Here is a 19668-nt window from a genome sequence, read left to right on the forward strand (position 1 = left end):
CGATCGGGATGCTAATGCATTGGAAAATGACTTATTACAAGCAGTAAAGCTTCAACCCAGAAAAATAATAGTTTTGACTCATGTTCCTCCCTTCAAGGAGGCTTGTCAGCATATGGGGCAGGTCAGTGATGAGAACTATCTACCCTATTTCAGCTCTAAAGCTATCGGTGATGTACTGATGCCTTATGCTCTTGAGAATCCTTCAATCGATTTTTTGGTGCTTTGTGGGCACACGCATAGTGATGCTGAATATCAGCCTCGGACTAATCTAGTTGTGAAAGTTGGTAACGCTGAATATTACAAACCTGCGATACAAGAAATAATAACTTTATAAAAAAATTAATGATGTTGATCGAACGCTATCAAAATGAGCTAAACAGGGAGATGTATGGTAATTTTTAATTATATTGTTGGTCTTAGTTCTGTCATAGCCTTATATATAACTTATCGTTCAGCCAAACGTACAAAAACAAGGAAGATTAATTGTCACTCCTTATTAAATTTAGATGACGGTGCTCGTGCCATAATTAAGATTACAAATACGGGAGCTCCAAATATTACAATTGAAAATATTGCCTTATCTTTAATAAGCTGGGAAAACAAACCTTGGTTTCAGTTGAGAGGTTTAAATGCAATTCTTCAATTAATTGAAAAAATATGGAATTATCAACAAGATCATTTTTATGTTAGTCAAAGCAAAATACTAAAACCATCAATAGAAACTTTTCCAATAACTTTAACAGAATCACAGTATGTTGAAATTTCTATTGATCTAATTGATACCATTAATGCATTTAAAAGGCATTGCGATTTTTTAGATAGAAAAAATTATATTTGGCGTATGTTCTATAGTTTGGCCATTGATGTTGTATGTACACACAAGACATACAAGTTAAAGCCTCATAGAGAAATTTGGCATTATATGCTTTCACAATATAGATCCATTTTTCAATGAAAATATAGTCTCAATCAAGAAATGAAAATGGTATTGCCCAGAGATTATCTCCAAATGACAAACATTTATCTCCATTATAGAGAACGATCCCGCTTACCCAATTTTCATCAGCTAAACTGGCCAGTTTCCTCAAACCACGGAAATCTTGATTAAGAATAGTTTGACTTGCTTTAACTTCAATACCAATAATCTTGCGTGCATGATTTTCAAGAATAAAATCCACTTCTACTTGGTCTTTGTCACGATAATAATAAATATTCCATGGCTCATTTGCTAGAGTGCACATTTTCAGTAATTCGCTATATACCCAAGTTTCTAGCAAAGCTCCAAAAGAAGATTTATCTTTTTCAATGCTTTCGATGGTAACTCTGTTCAGGCATGCCAAAAGACCACTATCAATAAAATGAATTTTGGGTGTTTTAACTATCCTGCTTAAGGTATTGCCATGCCAAGGTCTTAATTGATGCACTAAAAATAGTGTTTCCAGTAACCCGACATACTTCTGCGCTGTTTTGGTATCTAAATTTAATTGCCCACCAATTTGAGTAAAATTGGTTAATTTTCCTGATTGTTGAGCCAGTACCTCCAGTAATCGCGGCATTTCCACTAATTTTTCTATTGATGAGATATCTTTTACGTCTCGTTCTACTATTGCTTTGATATAAGATTTAGCCCAAGCATTTCGTCTTTCAAAAGTTGGTCTCGTTAACATTTCGGGATATCCACCAGTCAGAGCCTGTGAAATAATGTCTGATTGCTCTGAACGTGTTGCTTGATTTGGCCAGGATTGATCTAAGGCATATTTTATAAAGTGATTTTCTCTACGTTGGATTTCAGCCAGAGAAAGTGGAAATAAGGTTAATATTTCCATTCGACCAGCCAAGCTATCTCCAATTTGAGGTAATGCTAGTAAATTGGCTGATCCAGTTAATAAAAAGCGACCGGGCTGTCTATTTTCGTCAATTGAACGTTTTATCGCACGTAGTAATTCTGGAGCGCGTTGAATTTCATCTATGATTGCTGTATCGATTCGATTAACAAAGCCTACAGGATCTTGCTTTACTGCATTAAGAATATTGTCATCATCCAATGTGTAGTAGGGTAAGGATGGCGAGTATTCTTTGACTAAAGTGGTCTTCCCTGATTGCCGAGGCCCGTTAATTAAAACAACGGGTGTATCCTTCATGGCAATTTCCATTCGACCTTTAAGTTGTCTTGGAAAATTATTTTTTTTCGTATTCAAGAAGGTGTCCTAAGTTTCGTCTAATATGGATTATGAGTTCGTCCATTATGGATTATACGTCCGTCCAAAATGGATTGCATCTCCGTCTATTATGGAATATAGCCTCGTCCAAAATGGAATGCAAATGAATTTTTCCGATTTATTTAATGCTCATTGGTAGACATATAAAAATATCCGGGACTAATGGGACAGATGGGGCATCCATGTGATTACTGGGCTAAACTCGTCCCTAGCTTATTTGGAACTTTGGGACGTATGGGACACGGATAATTCCTGCACTTAAGTAATAAAACTAAAAGTTATGATAAATTCGCGATTCGCGAATTGCGAATTTATGACATGTTATATTTCATTTTTAGTATCAATCAATATCCTTCGATAACACCTCTTTGAAATTGATCTTTTGTGCTTGACATCCTTTGAGGGAATACGAGATACTTTTTCCAAGCTTAAGGAGTAAGCCCGATGTTCCAACAAAATGTAGGCCGTTGGAAGTCAAAGGATTAGGAGAAAAGAATATCAATCAATTGTTCAGGGTGATACTGGATGATGCGTTGAGTTCTGTTCAAGGAAGATACATCTCGGCATTTGGCTGAGGTGTAAATAACTGAGGAATTTCCTATGACTTTGAAAAAACCATCCCGTTTACATCTATTAAACGAATTTGAATCTGCGCCACATTCTGCGCTTTTTAATCAACAAACAATCGCCGCGGTATTAAGCTGCTCCACCCAGTTACTTGAACGTAACCGTTGGGCTGGTGGTGGTGTTCCCTATTTAAAAATTGGTCGCAAGGTATTGTACCGAAAAAGCGATGTGTTGAATTTTCTCCAACAACAAAAAATTTATTACTCAACCAGTGACGAAGGTCAGTTACAGCTCATTGAGAACGCATAAATTTAAAATTCGTCAGATTGAATTTGCTTCACTCTGATAGTTTGACTGTTGTTTGGAGAATAATGTATGTCACAAAATCATGTTATTGAATTACCCCATACACAAAAGCAGCGTCCAGTTTTTTGCGACTATGCTGGTGGTCGTTTTCGATTAACTACTGAGGGGTTAACCTTTATCGGTATTGATAAGGATGGAAACCCATTGCCACCTCGGTGGATATGCGCGCCATTGTATGTTGTTGCAAAGACTCGAGATGCCCAGAGTGGTGAATGGGGTCGTTTGCTGGAATGGCAAGATGATGATGGAATCACGCATCAATGGGCGATGCCATTGGCTTTGTTGCAAGGTGATGCCTCTGATGTGAGACGAGAGCTGGCACGATTGGGACTGAGTATTTCACCTAATAGGACTGCTCGCGATTTGTTAGCCTCCTATTTACAAGTCTTTCCAGTAGACGCACGTGCACGATGTGTTGATAAACTGGGTTGGCATGGTGATGTCTTTGTAACAGCATCCCAATGTATCGGACAATCAACAGAGAAGATTGTTTTCCAGAATACCAATGCCATTGAATCAGCAACGTCTATCAAGGGAAGCGTTGAAGAGTGGTGCGACTCAATAGGCCGTCTGGCATCAGGTAACTCAAGACTGGTCTTTGCCATATCTGTTGCTCTTGCGCCTGTACTGGCAAAGATTGTAGGTGAGGACTCAGGAGGTTTTCATTTCAGGGGTGCATCGTCATCAGGGAAAAGCACTGCATTGAGTCTCGCTGCCTCAGTTTGGGGAAACCCACAATCTTATTGCCGTTTATGGCGCAGCACCACCAATGGGCTTGAAGGCTTGGCGTCATTACACAATGATGGATTGCTGATTCTTGATGAACTCAGCCAAATGGATCCAAGAGAAGCAGGGGAGGCAGCTTATTTGCTAGCCAATGGTCAGGGAAAAACACGTGCCTCTCGTACAGGTACAGTCAAGCAATCTTCACGATGGTCTTTATTTTTCTTATCTGCTGGTGAAGAGTCATTGACGGCACTGATGGCAAAATCAGGACAGCGCATTAACGCAGGTCAGGAAATCAGGCTTGCTGATATCGAAGCAGATGCGGGCTGTGGGATGGGGATCTTTGAGACAATTCATGATCAACTCAGTCCCGCCAGCATGGCCTTATCGCTTAAGAAATACAGCAGCCGATATCATGGTGCAATCGGTATGGCTTGGTTGAATCAAGTAGTTGCTAATCCACAAACCATCAGCCGATATATTACCGATACCATTCATACTTTTGTAGATGCAGTCATCCAACCCGATGCAACAGGTCAGATCATTCGTGTTGCCAGACGCTTTGCATTAGTTGCTGCTGCCGGAGAGCTGGCCAGTCAATTTGGCCTCACAGGATGGCAAAAAGGCGAATCGTTCCATGCTGCCAAGACTTGTTTCATTGCATGGCAGGATGCTTTTGGAGTTGATGGCCAGCGCGAAGATCGCGCCATTATGGCGCAGGTACGCGCATTCTTTGAATCTCATGGTGCCAGCCGATTTGATAACGTCAATTCACCCAACAATGACAAGATCCTCAACCGAGCAGGATTTTACCATACAGATGGCGAAGGGTTTCGAATCTACATGGTGTTAACCGAGACGTACAAAAATGAACTGTGCAAAGGCTTTGAACAACGCACAGTGACAAAAGTTTTATTACAAGCTGGTTGGTTGAAACCCGCCTCTGATGGTAAAGCCTCACACAAGCCAAGAATCAAAGGGGTTGGCACGCCAAGATTGTATGTTTTTACCGGTAAAATTTGGGGAGGTGAATAAAATTGCCTATACCATCGGTTTTTACGTTGAGCACCGAAGGTGCGAATAAGACTCGTGAAGTTTGGCAACCAGCTCGCTGGTTAGCTAACTTCACCTATCTTGCCCTGTATTTTGAAATTTATTTTGGAACTGCATTTTGGTAATTATTCGTAATTGTTCGTTATATAACGATTAGTGACGAAAATAATCACGAATAAACAAAAATAAATAATAAATTACCGAAAGTTACCAAAAAGGGCGTAGCTAGGTACCTAAAAGGGCGAAAATAAATAGAAATAAACATAAATACCTCTCCCTACGCCCCGCTGCTTGTCCGCGGGGTCCAGAGATCTTGAATAGGGCATATGGATCCTGCGGACAAGCCACAGGACGTAGAAGTTGAGTGAGTAGTTACAAATAAACAATAAACCACAAAGGATTGAATAACCATTTTACGGAGAATCGATAATGAAAAAATCCTTAATAGAAACAGGCATAATTAGGGAACAGAGCCCTAAAAGAACCAAAAGCAAAGTGGAATTTCTAGCCTTGCGAGAAGAAATTTCCGAAGCCTTGGAAAAAGACCATCATATGGGAAACGCTCAGGGATGAGGGATGTTTCACAGCAACTTACAATACGTTCAGGTTATACGTATTGAAATACCTGAATAGTCAATGAATAATACTGAATATTTAAATTTTTTTGTGTTGGGTGAAAAAGCCAACTTTGATAAACAATTATTGAAAAATCTGGGATTGACATTATGAGAGACGTATGGAGTAGACTATTAAATTTTCAGTCACATGATTTAATTAAAAAATTGTATAAAATTAAACATAATAGAACACTTAATGCAAATAAAATCAAACAAATTTCATCGAATTTTATTCAAGCACGAGAATATTTTAGAAATTATGAACAGGCTTCTTATTCTGTTCAACCATTGCTTTTATATTATGGAATTTTAAGTCTTTCAAGGGGGCTGATTCTTTTTTTAGGAGATGGCATAACAGAAGCTGCTATGAAGCAAGGACATGGATTGAATACAATTCAATGGAGTGAAATCTTGTCTAATGGATTAAAAAGCATCGAGAAATTAGAAGTAAAAACTTGTGGTGGAACTTTTTTGGAGTTAATAGAAGCAACTACTAATAAAAGTTATCTTAGACATAATTCTAGCGGTGTGAATAACCATCAACAATACTCATCTCCAAGTGTAGGCCAAATTTTAAATTTAGATGGATTATTAAGAACCGTACCTGATTTGATGGAAGAATACTCTGGGTGGCGGGGTACTCCGCCACTTCTATTTCCTATCTCAGAACTAAAGGATGAAGGTGCTGAATTAAATATTAAAATACCAAATCGAAAATACATCACGGAAGAAAACTTGATGAAACTCTTTGGGCATAATGCACGCATCACAAGCCCGGATCAAAAAAATAATTATTTTACTGTTTCTACTTCAAATAAAAATTTGTATTTGACGCAGAAGTTCATTGATAACTTTCATATTGGTCAAGTATTTATAGGTCAAGGTGTTACAAAGGAGGCTAATTTATCTGTATTATGCACGTTTTTTTGTTTGTCCTACTACTTAGGTATGTTATGTCGATATTTTCCCTCCATTTGGCTTTCATCAGAGCAAACGACACAAGGCGACAGTGTTTATCCTTTAATAAAAAAATCACTTAGCCTAATGTTTAATTATTATCCGATTTTAATAAATGATTTCTTAAATACAGAGCCTTATGAATTTGAGATTTAACTTTTTATACTTAAAAAGTAAAACGATTTTCTAATGTCCATGACTATATAGGGGCAGTTTGATCTGCATATCTTTTCATAACGGACTTGTCAATCCAATAATAAAAAGGATATCTCCAACCGCTCATTTACATATTACCCTTCCAAATATAAAGATTTTTGTGATCGTTTGGCTTTGTGCCAGAATAATAGAGCCCTATTTAATATATCGAACAGTTATTTGTCCCTTATGCCCCACCGTCAATTGATAATTTAGGGATACATGTGTCCCTTTATATATGCGGGTCCCTAGTTGTCCCGCTTGTCCCTTGTAATTTTTATATTTTTTCATTTCTTCAAATAAATTATTATTTTGTTTAGGAACGATGGTTCGATTTACCGTTTGCAAGCAAAGGGTCTACTTCCTGCATAAATAAGTTTTTTGATTGAAGATTAATTTGTAAGGTTGCTAACAGCCGGGCTATGCTGCTGAAAGGTTAAAGGAAAAATCTAACCCAATTTATTCTTGTTATTTTTCCCTAAAATAATAATTTCAGGTTTGATTTTTGTTTCAGAGGATATTTCAAAGTACTTCATTAAAATTTCCGAAGGATTAAAAATTTCTTCTTGACTCAATATAAATGCTGGATAATTGAACTCCAAAGTTTTAAGTTGCTCAACTAACCGGCTTAACTCTTCACACCCCTTTTTTAAAAAAGATGAAAAAAAGACAAAATCAACTTTTAATTGATTTCCAATTGTAATTAAGCTTTTAATTTGTTCACTTTGAAATGCCATATTTGACTTACACTCAGCGATTCCAATTTTACTTCCAACCTTTATAAAGAGATCAATATCTGTTAATTCTTGAGTAGTATGAGCTAATTCATCGAATACTAATATATTGCTCAAGAATTCATTATTTGGGCAACTTATTTCATTTATATAATTCATTAGCAATAATGTTGATACTTGACCTTGGTCAAAAGCACGTACAACTAAATTGTTTAGTTTGAAATAATCTGTTTGGTTATTTGCGTTTATGGGGATTGAAACAGGCATATCACAATCAGGGCAGTAATTTTTTCTTTTTATTCCTTCTAGAGGAAGCCATATCATTCCTGAGCAATGGCTACAAGAAAAATACTTACCTCTGAGTAAAATCTTATTTTTATATAGAGAAGTTAATGTTTGAAAAAACTTTTCTTTTGTTGATTCCGCTGACTTAAGGGATAACAATTGATCTATTGTTTTTATTGTTGGTGTGCGTTCAATAATTCTATTTTCCTCCATATTACCTATTATTGAATTCATCTGATCTAAGTCTTTTTGAATATCAGTTGATTTACTCTTATCATGCTCTAATGACTTTTTAATAGCTTGTTCGACTCTTTTGATTGGTGATAGTTTTTTTATTAGATTGTGAATCTCCTGATTACATATTAATTTTATATTCCCGATACCTTCTAGAGTATTAATTAACTGTTTAAGTAAATAGGACTTATCTGTTTTTTTAAAAATTAACTTAGAGTCTTGAAAAATTTTATTTGCTACCTGTTCAAACGTTATATCGTAAAATTCTGTATAAATGTTCGAGGAAAATGGATTGAATGGAAATGTTGCTATACTTAAAATATTTTGACTAACTCTCATATATTCATGATTATAAAATCCTTCTTTTTCACCATGATGAGAGAAAATTGAGCCTAAACAATACCTCTTGGGTAGATTCCACCATCCTCTCACTTCAATAATACATGGCGAGTTCATGCCTATATCACTAAATGATTTAAATGAAGGATGATTAACCAAGAATGTATTATCACTTTTTGTGATATACGTTTCATGTTCAAATGATTTCCACCTACTTATTCTTTCATTAAAATACAGGCGATTTAGTTTAAAAAGATCAGTGGTCGATTTTTTTTCTCCTATAATTTTTTGTATAGAGTCTCTGATCTCCTCTGTAATATAAATAATTTTATAAGATTTTTTAATTATTGAAGAAAAGTCTGAAAGAAGTTCAATGGGTATCCAGATTAAATCATCATGACTGTATGTTGCTCTAGTATTCCAAAAATATATAAGTGATTGCAGATCTCTCTCGTTTGATACAAATATATGTATTCCTTGTTTAAAATATCCTTCCTTATTAAAATTTTCATGATAAATACTAGAACTTCCTGTAGTAATATCCAAGTGGTTGGTTATAAGACAGAATTTATTATTTTTCTTTAGTAATTGTTTTCTTATATCAGACAAATTTTGGATGGGCTTTAAGTTAATATCTTTAAAAATAGAGCAACTTAAATCCAAGTCTTCCTTATCTTTTTTATACCCAAAATTAATTGAGGCCATAAGGGACAATGGTTCCCAACCTAATTGGCTCGAATAAAAAATTTCTTTAGGAAGAAACTCATCAGATTTGTTAAGCAAAAATGGTTTAGTTGTAAAAGTCCTGATTTTGGTTCCATATTTGCTTAATTTAAAATTATCAGTTTTTGCATTAACCGTTTCTATTTCAAAATGATCTTTAATTAAAGCATCTTCTAGGTTTGAAAAATTAATAATAAAATCAGGATCATGTCTTTTCACAAACTCTATGTTAATCGAAGACCAGATTTCTTTATCATTTAATAAAAAAATATTTTTAAATCCATCGATTTCATCTGAAAGTTCTTCAACTATTGTTTCAAAATGAAGAGTTGAATCTGTGTCTATAATAAATAATTTTCTAATTGGTCTTATTTTGGAAGTTATTAATTCCATTTTCATCAATACAGTTCCCTCTTAAGTTTAATATGTCAAACTATATTAACTATAAGATAAATACGGATTTATACCAAAGGATCTGGAATCGGGAATTAAATATCCTTCGTAATAATCTTTAAGTTTTATTTGAAGACTCAATTACATGCTAAAAATATAGAATTTTTTAGAAAGTATGAAGAACAGACAACAAAAGTTTTTTTGTCATGATGATCTATCTGTTAGCTTATTTGAAGCTACTAAAGAGTACAGCAAAGAAAATTGTTTATTGAATTATTTAAAGTATTTAAAAAGGATTGAAGCCTTTCAATCTGTCTACATTACGTCTACACGACTTTTTCAAACTTTCTAAAACTACTCGTAACTACTTGATTTTATTGGTGGGCCCACTAGGACTTGAACCTAGGACCAACGGATTATGAGCCCCCAGCCTTAAGATTAACTCGTTGATTTTAAAGTAATAATATGTCGCGAGATACCACTACAAATGTCGTACAAAGTATAACAGTGTCGTACTCAAACACGCAAATCTCACGCAAGGATAAATTGGTTAAATCAAACGATTCCGCGTTCGCCTTTATTTTTGTTGTGGAGGCTCTATATGAATCACGTGGGTGGTCTGGTAATTGAACTTTCAGCTGCCATATAATCCAAGGATTCAAAATTAATTTTTATTGATTGAGCTATCAAGATCACTTGATCAAATTAAATGATTCTACTATTCTAGAAGTATGGACATAAAAGAATCTCTAAAAATATTTGATACTCTTTCGCAAGAAACCCGGTTGCAAGTATTTCGATTACTTGTTCAGGCGGGGCCTGAAGGGTTATCAGCAAGCGTAATTGGCGATGAATTAGGTATCCTACACAATACCTTGTCATTTCATTTAAGCCATTTGTCTAATGCTGGGATTGTAACTTCTTGCCGTAAAGGGCGTTATGTTTTTTATTCAGCTAATTTTGAGCTAATGCGCGATTTTATCGCGTTCATGGTTCAGGATTGCTGCAGTAAACAACAAGTAAAAATTCACCAACCTGATACAACAAATTGTCTGGTTATTGAATTAAATAGTTGTTGTCCTTCTACAAAGGAGTAAATCATGAAACGTTTTCATATTCATATTGGCGTTGATAACCTTACTGATAGCATCCGTTTTTATAATGCCCTGTTTGGAACCGAGCCTGCAAAAGTAAAATCAGATTATGCCAAATGGATGTTGGAAGATCCGCGCATCAATTTTGCCATTTCAACACGTGCTGGCAAGCATGGGGTAGAGCACTTGGGTATTCAAGTAGATGATGCTGATGAGTTAGAGACATTAAGGAAACAATTTTCAGAGGCCAACATTTCAACTCATAGCGATGGTGAAACAACCTGTTGTTATGCTAAATCAGAAAAATCCTGGATCAATGATCCAAGTGGAATTGCATGGGAGGCCTATCATACTATGGAGGATGCCCAATTTTTTTCTGGTGAAAACGCAACAGAAGGTTCTTGTTGTATGTTAGAAAAAACCACAGCAACCCCGTGCTGTGATACAAAATCAAAAACAACTGGATGTTGTGGCTGATGAATAACAAGCCGATGAGATTATTATTTCTTTGTACTGGTAATTCCTGTCGGTCTATTATGGCTGAAGCTATAACCAATCATTACTCTAATGGGCGCTATCTGGCTTTTAGCGCAGGTAGCGTTCCGACTGGAAGAGTGCATCCCAAAGCAGTTGAAACGCTTGCCAGGCATGGTATAAAACCAAAAGCACCTCGTAGTAAATCCTGGAATGAATTTAAGTCAGATTCTATTGACTTAGTAATTACAGTCTGTGACCAGGCAGCTCAAGAAAGTTGCCCTATTTTCCCCGGACACCCGAAGAAACTCCATTGGAGTATTCTTGATCCTGCTAAAGTAAACGGCTCTGAAATGCAAATTAATACGGCATTTGAAGAAGTGTTTAGTCAACTGAAATACCGAATAGAAAAGGAGTTGTTGTCATGAGCAGTTGCAGCACCCGAAGACTTTCTTTTTTAGATAAGTATTTAACCTTCTGGATTTTCCTGACCATGGCTACAGGTGTTGGGATCGGTTCACTCTTTACTGGAACACCACAATTTATCAACTCATTATCTATTGGCTCCACCAATATTCCCATTGCACTGGGATTGATTTTAATGATGTATCCTCCCTTGGCACGGGTAAAATATGAAGAATTACCGCTCGTTTTTAAAGATTGGGGCATCTTGGTGTTGTCTTTAATTCAAAATTGGCTTATTGGTCCATTTCTCATGTTTGGGCTTGCTGCTTTATTTTTACATGGTTATCCCGAATACATGACTGGGCTTATTCTCATTGGTTTGGCGCGGTGCATTGCCATGGTGATTGTCTGGAATCAGCTTGCTGAGGGAGATAATCAGTATGTTGCAGCCTTGGTGGCTTTTAATAGCATTTTTCAACTGGTGTTTTTTAGTATTTATGCATGGTTCTTTCTTACAATCTTACCACCACTGGTGGGCATGTCTGGGCAAATAGTTCACATCGATTTTATGACCATTGCAGAAAGTGTCTTTATTTATCTTGGTATTCCTTTTTTTGCTGGATTTCTAACTCGCCTTGTATTGATAAAGCAAAAAGGACTGGATTGGTATGAAACCTATTTTTTACCAAAAATTTCCCCTATTACCCTAGTTGCTCTGCTGTTTACAATTCTGGCTATGTTTTTTTTGAAAGGGGCTATGGTTTTACAACTTCCATCAGATGTGATTCGCATAGCTATTCCATTAACGCTTTATTTTATTGTAATGTTCTTTATCAGTTTTGCGATGGGCAAGCTCATTGGTGTTAACTATGAAAAAACAACCGCAGCGTCTTTTACAGCAGCCAGTAATAATTTTGAATTGGCTATTGCCGTAGCAATTGCGACTTTCGGACTTAATTCTGCCATTGCTTTTACGACTGTCATTGGGCCTCTTGTTGAAGTACCAGTGCTTATTTTGTTAGTCAATGTTGCATTTTGGTTAAGGAAACGCTTGTTTTCAGAAAAATTAATTCAGTAAAAATAATAATTTAAAGATTCTATTCCTAGGACGCAAATTCCCCGCAATTGATTTTTACGGTAATTTTAATATTGAAACCCATTTGACGTTATTGGGTTTTAATATTAAAATTATAAGTATGAAACTAAATAATGAAATTACATTGAAAGATCTGTTTGCAAGACCAGTCTTTTACGCCGCAGAGGCACGTGAAGCAGGTATCCATCCCAGCCGGCTCAGTTATTATGTAAAAACTAATCGGATTGAACGCATTGGTCACGGCGTTTATCGCGGTGTTGAATCCTCTGTTGATGCAGATTTTCAATGGGAAGATCTGATTATTATCGCCAAAAGTATTCCACAAGGCATAGTCTGCCTAGTCTCCGCTCTGGTTCTGTATGAGTTGACGGATGAAATGCCACGAGATCATTGGATGGCAGTTCCTCATTCTACTACGGCACCAAAACGAGATCATACCCGTATTGTTAGAATGCGTGATATGGAAACAGGTAAAACACTGTACCAAATAGGGCGGGAAACAGTTGTCATTTTTGACAGAGAAAGAACGATAATAGACACTTTTCGCTATCTCAGTAAAGAAATTGCCATTAAAGCGCTTAAAGCAGCTGTGAGTGGTAGAGCGACAAAAAAATTGGATATTAAAAAGCTTCAGCAGTATGCGAAAAAATTTGGACTTAATCTTGAGCCTTATATTTTGACGGTGACAACATGAATGAACAAGCCTTAAAAGCACGATTAAAACATATTGGCAAAGAAAAAGGTAAGAGTTTTAATGAGGTCTGGAAGCTATTAGTTCTAGAGCGATTTTTAGCCAGGCTTTCGCGTTCTGAATATTCTGATAAATTCATATTCAAAGGCGGGTTGCTATTATCCTATTACCTGACTATTGGCAGAGAAACCATTGATATTGATCTACTAGCCAGACGGCTAAATGCAGAAAAATCCAATGTGGAATTAGTCATGCAAGAAATCTGTTTACTCAATCTGGATGATGGGTTTCAGATGCAGTTCATCAATCTTGATGATTTAGATCACCAACATACGAATTACCCTGGGTTTCAAGTAGGGATTGCCGTTCAATTTGGGGTGATGAACGATAAATTTTTTGTAGACATTGGTGTAGGGGATGTTGTTGAGCCAGTATTACTAGAGTGGCCATCCTTTAATTACAAAGAAAAGCCATTGTTTGAAGATCCTATTTCGCTGGAAGTATATCCAGTGGAAACTATTTTTGCCGAAAAACTGGAAACCCTCATTTCTCGTGGCGCAGCCAACAGCCGTATGAAAGACTATCATGATCTACTATTAGTATGCCGAGAGAGTAAGCTGATTGATAAAATCCGATTAAAGGATAATATTATCCAAACATTCCAAAATAGGGGAACAGTATTTTTTCTTCCAGTCCAGTTTCAGTCTGATGAAATAGAACGAATGCAGCTTCTTTGGTCTGGGCATTTACGTGTTTTAGGTGTTGATCGAGTACAGGCGATTGGTTTGCCAGAAAAGATAGGTACAGTTATTCATGAACTAAATCAGTGGCTGCTAACAATTTGGCCAGGTTGATTTTCTGGAAAAAAAATATATATAAGCAAAAAATTAATTAAACGGATATTCTAAGTATGGTTAACGTCAATTATGAGGATAGGGCTATATTATTTGTTGATATTCTTGGATGGACAGAGGCGCTAAAAAGAAAATCTGCGAATGAAATTCACTGCATTTTGTCTCCTTTCATCCAACAAGGTAACGAACATAATGAGCACAGATGTGAAGAGATACGACAGAGAGTTGCCGACGACGATGGATTGAGCTCAAATCCATTATACATGAGTGTTCAAGTTTCATTTTTTTCTGACTGCTTTGTTTGTAGTATGCCATCTGAATTTGCTTCGCAGTTATGTAATAGAGCTTCTCATATTATTCGAGATTTCTTATCTGCAGGCTTTTTAGTGCGCGGAGGCCTCTCAGCAGGTAAGCTGTATCATAAGGACCAAATAGTGTTTGGGCCTGCTCTTCTTAGAGCCTATGAAATAGAACATAAGGAAGCGATATTTCCTCGTGTTATTATAGATAGTCTTTTAATTAACTGTTTAAATGAGGATTTTGATGAGCCTGTTATCTTAAAAGACCAACTGGGTAATTATGTTGTTGATCCTTTTCCTATAATCTTTAGACTTTCAGATGCCATCCTGACAGACAACTATAAAATAGATAATATTATTGAGGTGATCAATAGCCATATCAAGAATGCTGAAAATTCTAAAGTACGTGATCTTTGGCGTTTTCAGGCGGCACTTTGTAACCTTTCCCTCAAGAAATATGGCAACCGAGAAATTAGACGGAGAAACCGCTTAAAACGAATTAGCGGATAAAGGAAGCACAGGATCGAGCAACAAATTGCCAGACTAAAGATCCTTGCTATCACTCACATAATTTTTCTTTAATCCAATTATTTTATTGATATTCTGCTATTTAATAGTCTTTATATTACTTTCATCAGCACTATTATTGGGCAATTTGTTGCTCGATCGTTTGCTAAAGATGGTTCTTTAAAAAATTTTCAAGCAGGGGACCAATAGCCCTGATCTTTTAAAATAACCAGTTGGTTTTAAAATAAAAATTTGCATCGGGATACCACTAAAAATGTCGTACTCAAACACGCAAAACTCACCCAAGAATATTTTAACTACTTTATCGGCATTTTATTGGGAAGGCGCGTCGGTTTTCATAAAAATGACTATTTATGAGGTAATGGTGAGTAAGATAAAATGCAAGTAACTCGATACAAATACCCGTTATTTATTTTTAAGTAACGAAATAATGTATCATAATTTAAACTTAATATTATTTGTTATTAGGAAATAAGGATTTTTTTCTTAATTCCGTTATTTGCCCAAATGTTGTTTTGTTAGTGAACTTGAATGTATTTACTCATTACTACCTAAAAAATAAATAGGATGAAGAGGTAAAAGGTTTTTTTGGTCGTCTCTCATTTTAGGATAATACTCAATCCATAGCTCAATAAGTCTATCGAAATCAATTAATTCAATATGTTCTCTGGAGTTAATTGCTTCCTTAATGGCTGGTTTTGAAAACTGACCAGATGTTACAAATATGCCTACATCTGTATTTCTCTTAAGTGTCCCTGAGAGTTTTTGTATGGCATCTGACGCAACTGAATCTAAAGGTCGATGTTTTACTTGTACGATAATTCTTGGCTGTTTAGTTCCTAAAGGATCCGTATAAGCAACTATATCTATCCCACCGTCAGGTCCTCGTTCAGTGATATGAGAAATATGATAACCCATTGCATCTAAAAGAGCTGCGACCAAATCTTGAAATTCATATGGGTTTTTTTTGTAAATAAATTCTCTAATTCCTGCATTAGCGTTTTCTTCATATTGGTCTAAAAGGGCTTTTTGCAGTTGTCCTGTATCTATGCTTACTTGTTCGATTTCTTCAATTTCAGACTCATGATTTTCTGTTTTTCTTACTGCATCCCATTGGCGATAAATTTTGTTAGCGCTATTGAGAAGGTATTCGGGGCCTAATTTAATTGCATCAGCCCCTTCGTTAGTTAAAATCCAGAGCCCTTTATTTTTTCTTAAGTAGCCTGCTTTCATGCAGTCAATTGTATAAAAATGGAGAATTGATTCCCACCTTACATAACCTGTTTTTTCATAAATGTGTTTTTCATAGTCATCAAATTCGACAGTTTCACGAATTTTATCAATAACTTCCTTACCTCTTAACTCACCTCCGGCATTTTTAAGTATGTTGAATGCTGCAAAAATAGTTTTTTCTGCGATTTTTCTGGTCCGTGATTTGGCCATGCTCGTCCATATTTAACTAATTCTTTTTAAATAATAGAAGTAATAGATCTAATGGTCAAAATTGGCGTTGAATTGAAAACATTATATATTCTGCATTGCGAAGGTGTATTTTGCCTTAATTTGGCCAAAACAACTGATGGGTTTCGAATAGCAAATAGCCCGGTTGCTTGCAACTGGGCTAGCTACACTTCCTACAGCGATCCAAGCTCATAGAAACTAAGATGGTTGTTGGTAAGATTCTATACGATTAGCCAAGGCGATCACATCTGCACGTAATTGCTGACTGAATTCTGGATTAGCGCACTCAAGTTCTCTGGTAAAGGTGCTGTCATACCACTTTATTTTATAAACAAACCCTGTTTCTTTACTGCCCTTAACCAGAACTATACTTGGTTTATTTTGGACATCATAGGTAACAAGTTCTTTTATTAACTCAACGCCGCTATGTGCGAGCTTTCTATTGTGTTCGGTGAACGCACAACTACCGATGCTATCTTTTTCAAAGAATTGAACCGCACCATCCCATCCGTCGCCATCATCGCCATTTTTTACAGATTTGTAAGCACCATAAGGAGCTACACCTATGTTTATCGTCATTTCTTCCTTAGGAGCGCCGACAAAAGTATAGGCTAGCTTGAGTTCGTTACTATATGGTCTTATATGAGTGCTTTCAGGGGATAGAACACCTTTATATTTTTTAATTTGATATGATGCAACATGCTTTAAATCCATTAGCTCTTTTGCTCGTGGGTCGTTGTCTTTAACATAGCCATTTTTTTGTTGTTCTTCATTCATAGCCAGATATTCTTTAATTTTTTTTGCCATATGAGCATCATTTGCATTTTGTTTTATGTCTTTGCTATCTATATAAGTGCTGGCAGAAACAATATTAATTTCGTTGTATTCAGGTATTGAAATGCCTGATTTAGCAAGAATCGCTTTATTCCTCTGATTAATTTCTTCTTTTGTTAAAGGTTTCTGATCATTTGCCAAGGTATTAAGTGAAAATAAAGCAGATATTCCTGCAACTAATAACGTCTTTTTCATTTGATTATTCCTTTATTACTTAAGTCTTTTAATAATCCCACCATCCATTATAAATACTGCAATCACCCACATAAGTTGAATCAAATGGGACTCTTCCATTGCCGTAATCGCTGAGATAATGATAACCAGAAACTGTCCAACGATGATCATTCAATGGAGCCTCTCCCCAATGCACTGCCGCCTGTCTCCACGTTACAGCATACCCCGTATCTATATAGTGATAACCCCCATAAATATTGTTATGAAAGCTTTGTACTCGCCAATCATAAGAATGACCAAGCCACCAAGTTATAGACTCGTTATTATAACAATTAGCTCTACTATGGACAGTTGTCGATACCAATCCGGCATGAGAATTTATTGAAACAACTAATGCCATCAAAAACAATGCTCTATTCATCCAATCACTCCATTTCCATTACCTCTAAAAAGCGAAGGCGAATCTACTGAAAAGAAGATTACAAGTCAAATGGTTATTGTTATTCCTTATCCTCAATTGGATTTTTTCCAGTATAGATAGCCATACTGGATAATTAAGTTGATAAAAATGAGAAGTCCCAATCTGGGACAACTCTTTTTGCGTTCTGAATAAATACAGGACTTATTTACAAAACAATAAGAGAAGCATACAAGAGGCAGCAAAAAATGTGGCTGATGATACCAATGCAAATCGACTAAATTTTTGCGTCTTTTGAGTTAAGGAGTGAACATCAATTAATGAATCCGAGATCAATTTCTTCATAGTTTGAACTGATTCTCTAGTAGATTCTTGCAGTAATCTAGTTATAGCTTCTTTACTACTAGCTAATGCGACATTGAGAACCTTTTCAGCTTTTCCCTTGGCATCATCTTTCCATTGAGAGGAAATACTTTCCATTTCTTCTCGGAACTGCATCAGCAAATTTTGTTGGGCTTTTCGATTTTCCTCAATCAGTTGTTCATTCATGGTCTGAAGAATTAGGATTGGATCGTCTTTACCCAAAAGTACACCATGTTTGATGCTGATGTTTTGAATGATTTTATCAAGATTTTCTGACATTAGATTACCTTGGCGCTATCTAGCTGCCCAAAGAGTTGATCGCGGACGATTTTTAAGCGTTGACGGGTCATAATGCTTTTTTCTGGTGTATCCAAAATTTCATCGAAGGTCAGTTTCTGTTGAAGCATCTCGGTTAGATCTCGGCCATATGTTTCTTTTTTCAGATCGGGGATTTGAATTAAGGCTGATATTCTGTCCTTGTTATCTCGATAGGCTTTCAGTTGTTCAAAGGATTTGCCTTCATGTTCTATGGCTCCCCAGTAGGGGTTGAGCCAAACAACAAATTGCGCTTCATTTGCAAATTGGTCAACCAGCTGTGCAAAGCCATTAATGGTATCGAATAAGGCCTGGCCGCCGGTAACGACAGTATGAATCAGCATTTCATGGCCTAATTCCTTTAACAAAGCTGGAACTTGGTTACTGATGAGGTAATGCGACAGAGGTACAAAGGAGCTGGCACCGTTGTCAATGACAACATCATTAGTTGTTGAGGCAATTTTTTCGATGAGGGCATCGAAGAGTCGGGGATTGATTTCATCACCACTCATGACCTGAATATGGTCCACGTTTAAGGCCTTAAAGCCATGAAAGGTTGAGTTGATAGGGTCGGTGTCAATACACAGTGGGGTTTGGCCTTTGTGTTGTTTGTATTGTGCAGTTGTTGCTGAAATAAATGATTTGCCGACACCGCCTTTGCCTTGCAGTGTGATATGTATTTTTGCCATTACAAGAGTTCCTCCAGGTTGGGTTTTGGATTAAAAGTAAAGCCGCGAATTTCAGTTTTTGCCTTACTTTTAGCCTGTTTATCTTCCTTGATGTTCTCCTGAGATGGCCTTTTTTCTGCAGCAATTGAACGTGCTACATAGCCACAAAATGTTTTATATGAAAATGAGATTTTGCCTTCTTCAACTAAAGTTTCCCAGACCAACTTTATGGACCAGCCGTCAGCCAATGCCGCATCTATATCCGGCTTTTGCGCAAGAAAAGCGGCTTTATTGACTGATTTATCAGAGCATTTCCTGGTCATCTGCTTGGCTGCGATTCGTTCGCTGAGGGAGTTTTCCACGTCATACCGTCACTTTATTATTGTTCTTTTCGATGTTATGAAATATTGCGTTGTACTGCAATAGGTTATGTAATTTTCCTTCCCTTTTGCGTAATTAAATAAGCCATTAAGTGTACTTAAGTGTAATTTATCGTAATTAATTGTAATTATCAGTAATTAATAGGGCGTTACAAAAAATAACCTTGAAAGTACATAAAATTACCTGATAGTATCCCATTTAATGA

At 36.3% G+C, this 19668-nt stretch carries 20 protein-coding genes and 1 pseudogene; 13 read left to right on the forward strand and 8 right to left on the reverse strand.

What is annotated here, in order from left to right:
• Positions 1 to 334, forward strand: a pseudogene (locus Lgra_RS12975) (metallophosphoesterase); the annotation flags it as partial.
• Between the two features lie 54 nt (positions 335 to 388).
• Positions 389 to 955, forward strand: coding sequence for a hypothetical protein (locus Lgra_RS12980; RefSeq protein WP_058499700.1), 567 nt, complete (start codon positions 389 to 391; stop codon positions 953 to 955).
• A gap of 10 nt (positions 956 to 965) precedes the next feature.
• Here Lgra_RS12980 and Lgra_RS12985 read toward each other — a convergent pair whose 3' ends face one another.
• Positions 966 to 2198 (reverse strand): ATP-binding protein, encoded by a 1233-nt coding sequence (locus Lgra_RS12985; RefSeq protein WP_172468384.1) that lies wholly within the window; start codon positions 2196 to 2198, stop codon positions 966 to 968.
• Positions 2199 to 2819: 621 nt separating this feature from the next.
• Between Lgra_RS12985 and Lgra_RS12990 the strand changes: the two genes are divergently transcribed.
• From Lgra_RS12990 to Lgra_RS13000, 4 genes are all read left to right on the forward strand, one after another.
• Positions 2820 to 3095 (forward strand): MerR family transcriptional regulator, encoded by a 276-nt coding sequence (locus tag Lgra_RS12990; RefSeq protein ID WP_058499701.1) that lies wholly within the window; start codon positions 2820 to 2822, stop codon positions 3093 to 3095.
• 66 nt (positions 3096 to 3161) lie between these two features.
• Entirely contained in the window at positions 3162 to 4913 is a 1752-nt protein-coding gene (locus tag Lgra_RS12995; protein ID WP_058499702.1) for a DUF927 domain-containing protein, read from the forward strand.
• Between the two features lie 447 nt (positions 4914 to 5360).
• Positions 5361 to 5504 (forward strand): hypothetical protein, encoded by a 144-nt coding sequence (locus tag Lgra_RS17570; RefSeq protein ID WP_274519571.1) that lies wholly within the window; start codon positions 5361 to 5363, stop codon positions 5502 to 5504.
• Positions 5505 to 5713: 209 nt separating this feature from the next.
• The gene (locus Lgra_RS13000) at positions 5714 to 6661 is read left to right on the forward strand and encodes a YaaC family protein (protein WP_162264326.1); all 948 of its coding nucleotides are present in this window, start codon (positions 5714 to 5716) and stop codon (positions 6659 to 6661) included.
• 488 nt (positions 6662 to 7149) lie between these two features.
• On the opposite strand, the gene Lgra_RS13005 is transcribed toward Lgra_RS13000, so the two are convergent.
• Positions 7150 to 9414, reverse strand: coding sequence for a hypothetical protein (locus Lgra_RS13005; RefSeq protein WP_058499704.1), 2265 nt, complete (start codon positions 9412 to 9414; stop codon positions 7150 to 7152).
• A 725-nt stretch (positions 9415 to 10139) separates the two neighbouring features.
• On the opposite strand from Lgra_RS13005, the gene Lgra_RS13010 reads away from it, so the two are divergent.
• The 7 genes from Lgra_RS13010 (at position 10140) to Lgra_RS13040 (ending at position 14831) form a co-directional block, all read left to right on the forward strand.
• Positions 10140 to 10505 carry an ArsR/SmtB family transcription factor gene (locus Lgra_RS13010; protein ID WP_058499705.1) on the forward strand — a complete coding sequence of 122 codons (366 nt, stop codon included), beginning with the start codon at positions 10140 to 10142 and terminating at the stop codon, positions 10503 to 10505.
• 3 nt (positions 10506 to 10508) lie between these two features.
• On the forward strand, positions 10509 to 10979 hold the full coding sequence (locus Lgra_RS13015; protein WP_058499706.1) for an ArsI/CadI family heavy metal resistance metalloenzyme: 471 nt from the start codon (positions 10509 to 10511) through the stop codon (positions 10977 to 10979).
• Positions 10979 to 11404, forward strand: coding sequence for an arsenate reductase ArsC (locus tag Lgra_RS13020; RefSeq protein ID WP_083502910.1), 426 nt, complete (start codon positions 10979 to 10981; stop codon positions 11402 to 11404). The genes Lgra_RS13015 and Lgra_RS13020 overlap by 1 nt, the downstream gene beginning before the upstream one ends.
• Complete coding sequence (gene arsB, locus Lgra_RS13025) at positions 11401 to 12459, forward strand: ACR3 family arsenite efflux transporter (protein WP_058499707.1); 1059 nt, start codon at positions 11401 to 11403, stop codon at positions 12457 to 12459. Before Lgra_RS13020 ends, arsB begins: the two co-directional genes overlap by 4 nt.
• Before the next feature lie 118 nt (positions 12460 to 12577).
• A complete protein-coding gene (locus Lgra_RS13030; protein WP_058499708.1) occupies positions 12578 to 13171 on the forward strand; it encodes a type IV toxin-antitoxin system AbiEi family antitoxin domain-containing protein in 594 nt (197 codons plus the stop codon).
• On the forward strand, positions 13168 to 14022 hold the full coding sequence (locus Lgra_RS13035; RefSeq protein WP_058499709.1) for a nucleotidyl transferase AbiEii/AbiGii toxin family protein: 855 nt from the start codon (positions 13168 to 13170) through the stop codon (positions 14020 to 14022). Before Lgra_RS13030 ends, Lgra_RS13035 begins: the two co-directional genes overlap by 4 nt.
• 56 nt (positions 14023 to 14078) lie before the next feature.
• Complete coding sequence (locus Lgra_RS13040) at positions 14079 to 14831, forward strand: hypothetical protein (RefSeq protein ID WP_058499710.1); 753 nt, start codon at positions 14079 to 14081, stop codon at positions 14829 to 14831.
• A gap of 555 nt (positions 14832 to 15386) precedes the next feature.
• Here the strand turns inward: Lgra_RS13040 and Lgra_RS13045 are convergent.
• From Lgra_RS13045 to Lgra_RS13070, 6 genes are all read right to left on the reverse strand, one after another.
• Positions 15387 to 16292 carry a restriction endonuclease gene (locus tag Lgra_RS13045; protein WP_058499711.1) on the reverse strand — a complete coding sequence of 302 codons (906 nt, stop codon included), beginning with the start codon at positions 16290 to 16292 and terminating at the stop codon, positions 15387 to 15389.
• Between the two features lie 216 nt (positions 16293 to 16508).
• The gene (locus Lgra_RS13050; RefSeq protein WP_058499712.1) at positions 16509 to 17339 is read right to left on the reverse strand and encodes a hypothetical protein; all 831 of its coding nucleotides are present in this window, start codon (positions 17337 to 17339) and stop codon (positions 16509 to 16511) included.
• 28 nt (positions 17340 to 17367) lie between these two features.
• Entirely contained in the window at positions 17368 to 17739 is a 372-nt protein-coding gene (locus tag Lgra_RS13055; protein ID WP_058499713.1) for a hypothetical protein, read from the reverse strand.
• A 201-nt stretch (positions 17740 to 17940) separates the two neighbouring features.
• The gene (locus Lgra_RS13060) at positions 17941 to 18378 is read right to left on the reverse strand and encodes a conjugal transfer protein TraM (protein ID WP_058499714.1); all 438 of its coding nucleotides are present in this window, start codon (positions 18376 to 18378) and stop codon (positions 17941 to 17943) included.
• The gene (locus Lgra_RS13065; protein ID WP_058499715.1) at positions 18378 to 19103 is read right to left on the reverse strand and encodes an ArsA-related P-loop ATPase; all 726 of its coding nucleotides are present in this window, start codon (positions 19101 to 19103) and stop codon (positions 18378 to 18380) included. The genes Lgra_RS13060 and Lgra_RS13065 overlap by 1 nt, the downstream gene beginning before the upstream one ends.
• Positions 19103 to 19444 (reverse strand): TraK family protein, encoded by a 342-nt coding sequence (locus tag Lgra_RS13070; protein WP_058499716.1) that lies wholly within the window; start codon positions 19442 to 19444, stop codon positions 19103 to 19105. The genes Lgra_RS13065 and Lgra_RS13070 overlap by 1 nt, the downstream gene beginning before the upstream one ends.
• Between the last annotated feature and the right edge of the window lie 224 nt (positions 19445 to 19668).

Origin of the sequence: Legionella gratiana, from assembly GCF_001467695.1 — a bacterium.
Taxonomy (GTDB): Bacteria; Pseudomonadota; Gammaproteobacteria; order Legionellales; family Legionellaceae; genus Legionella; species Legionella gratiana.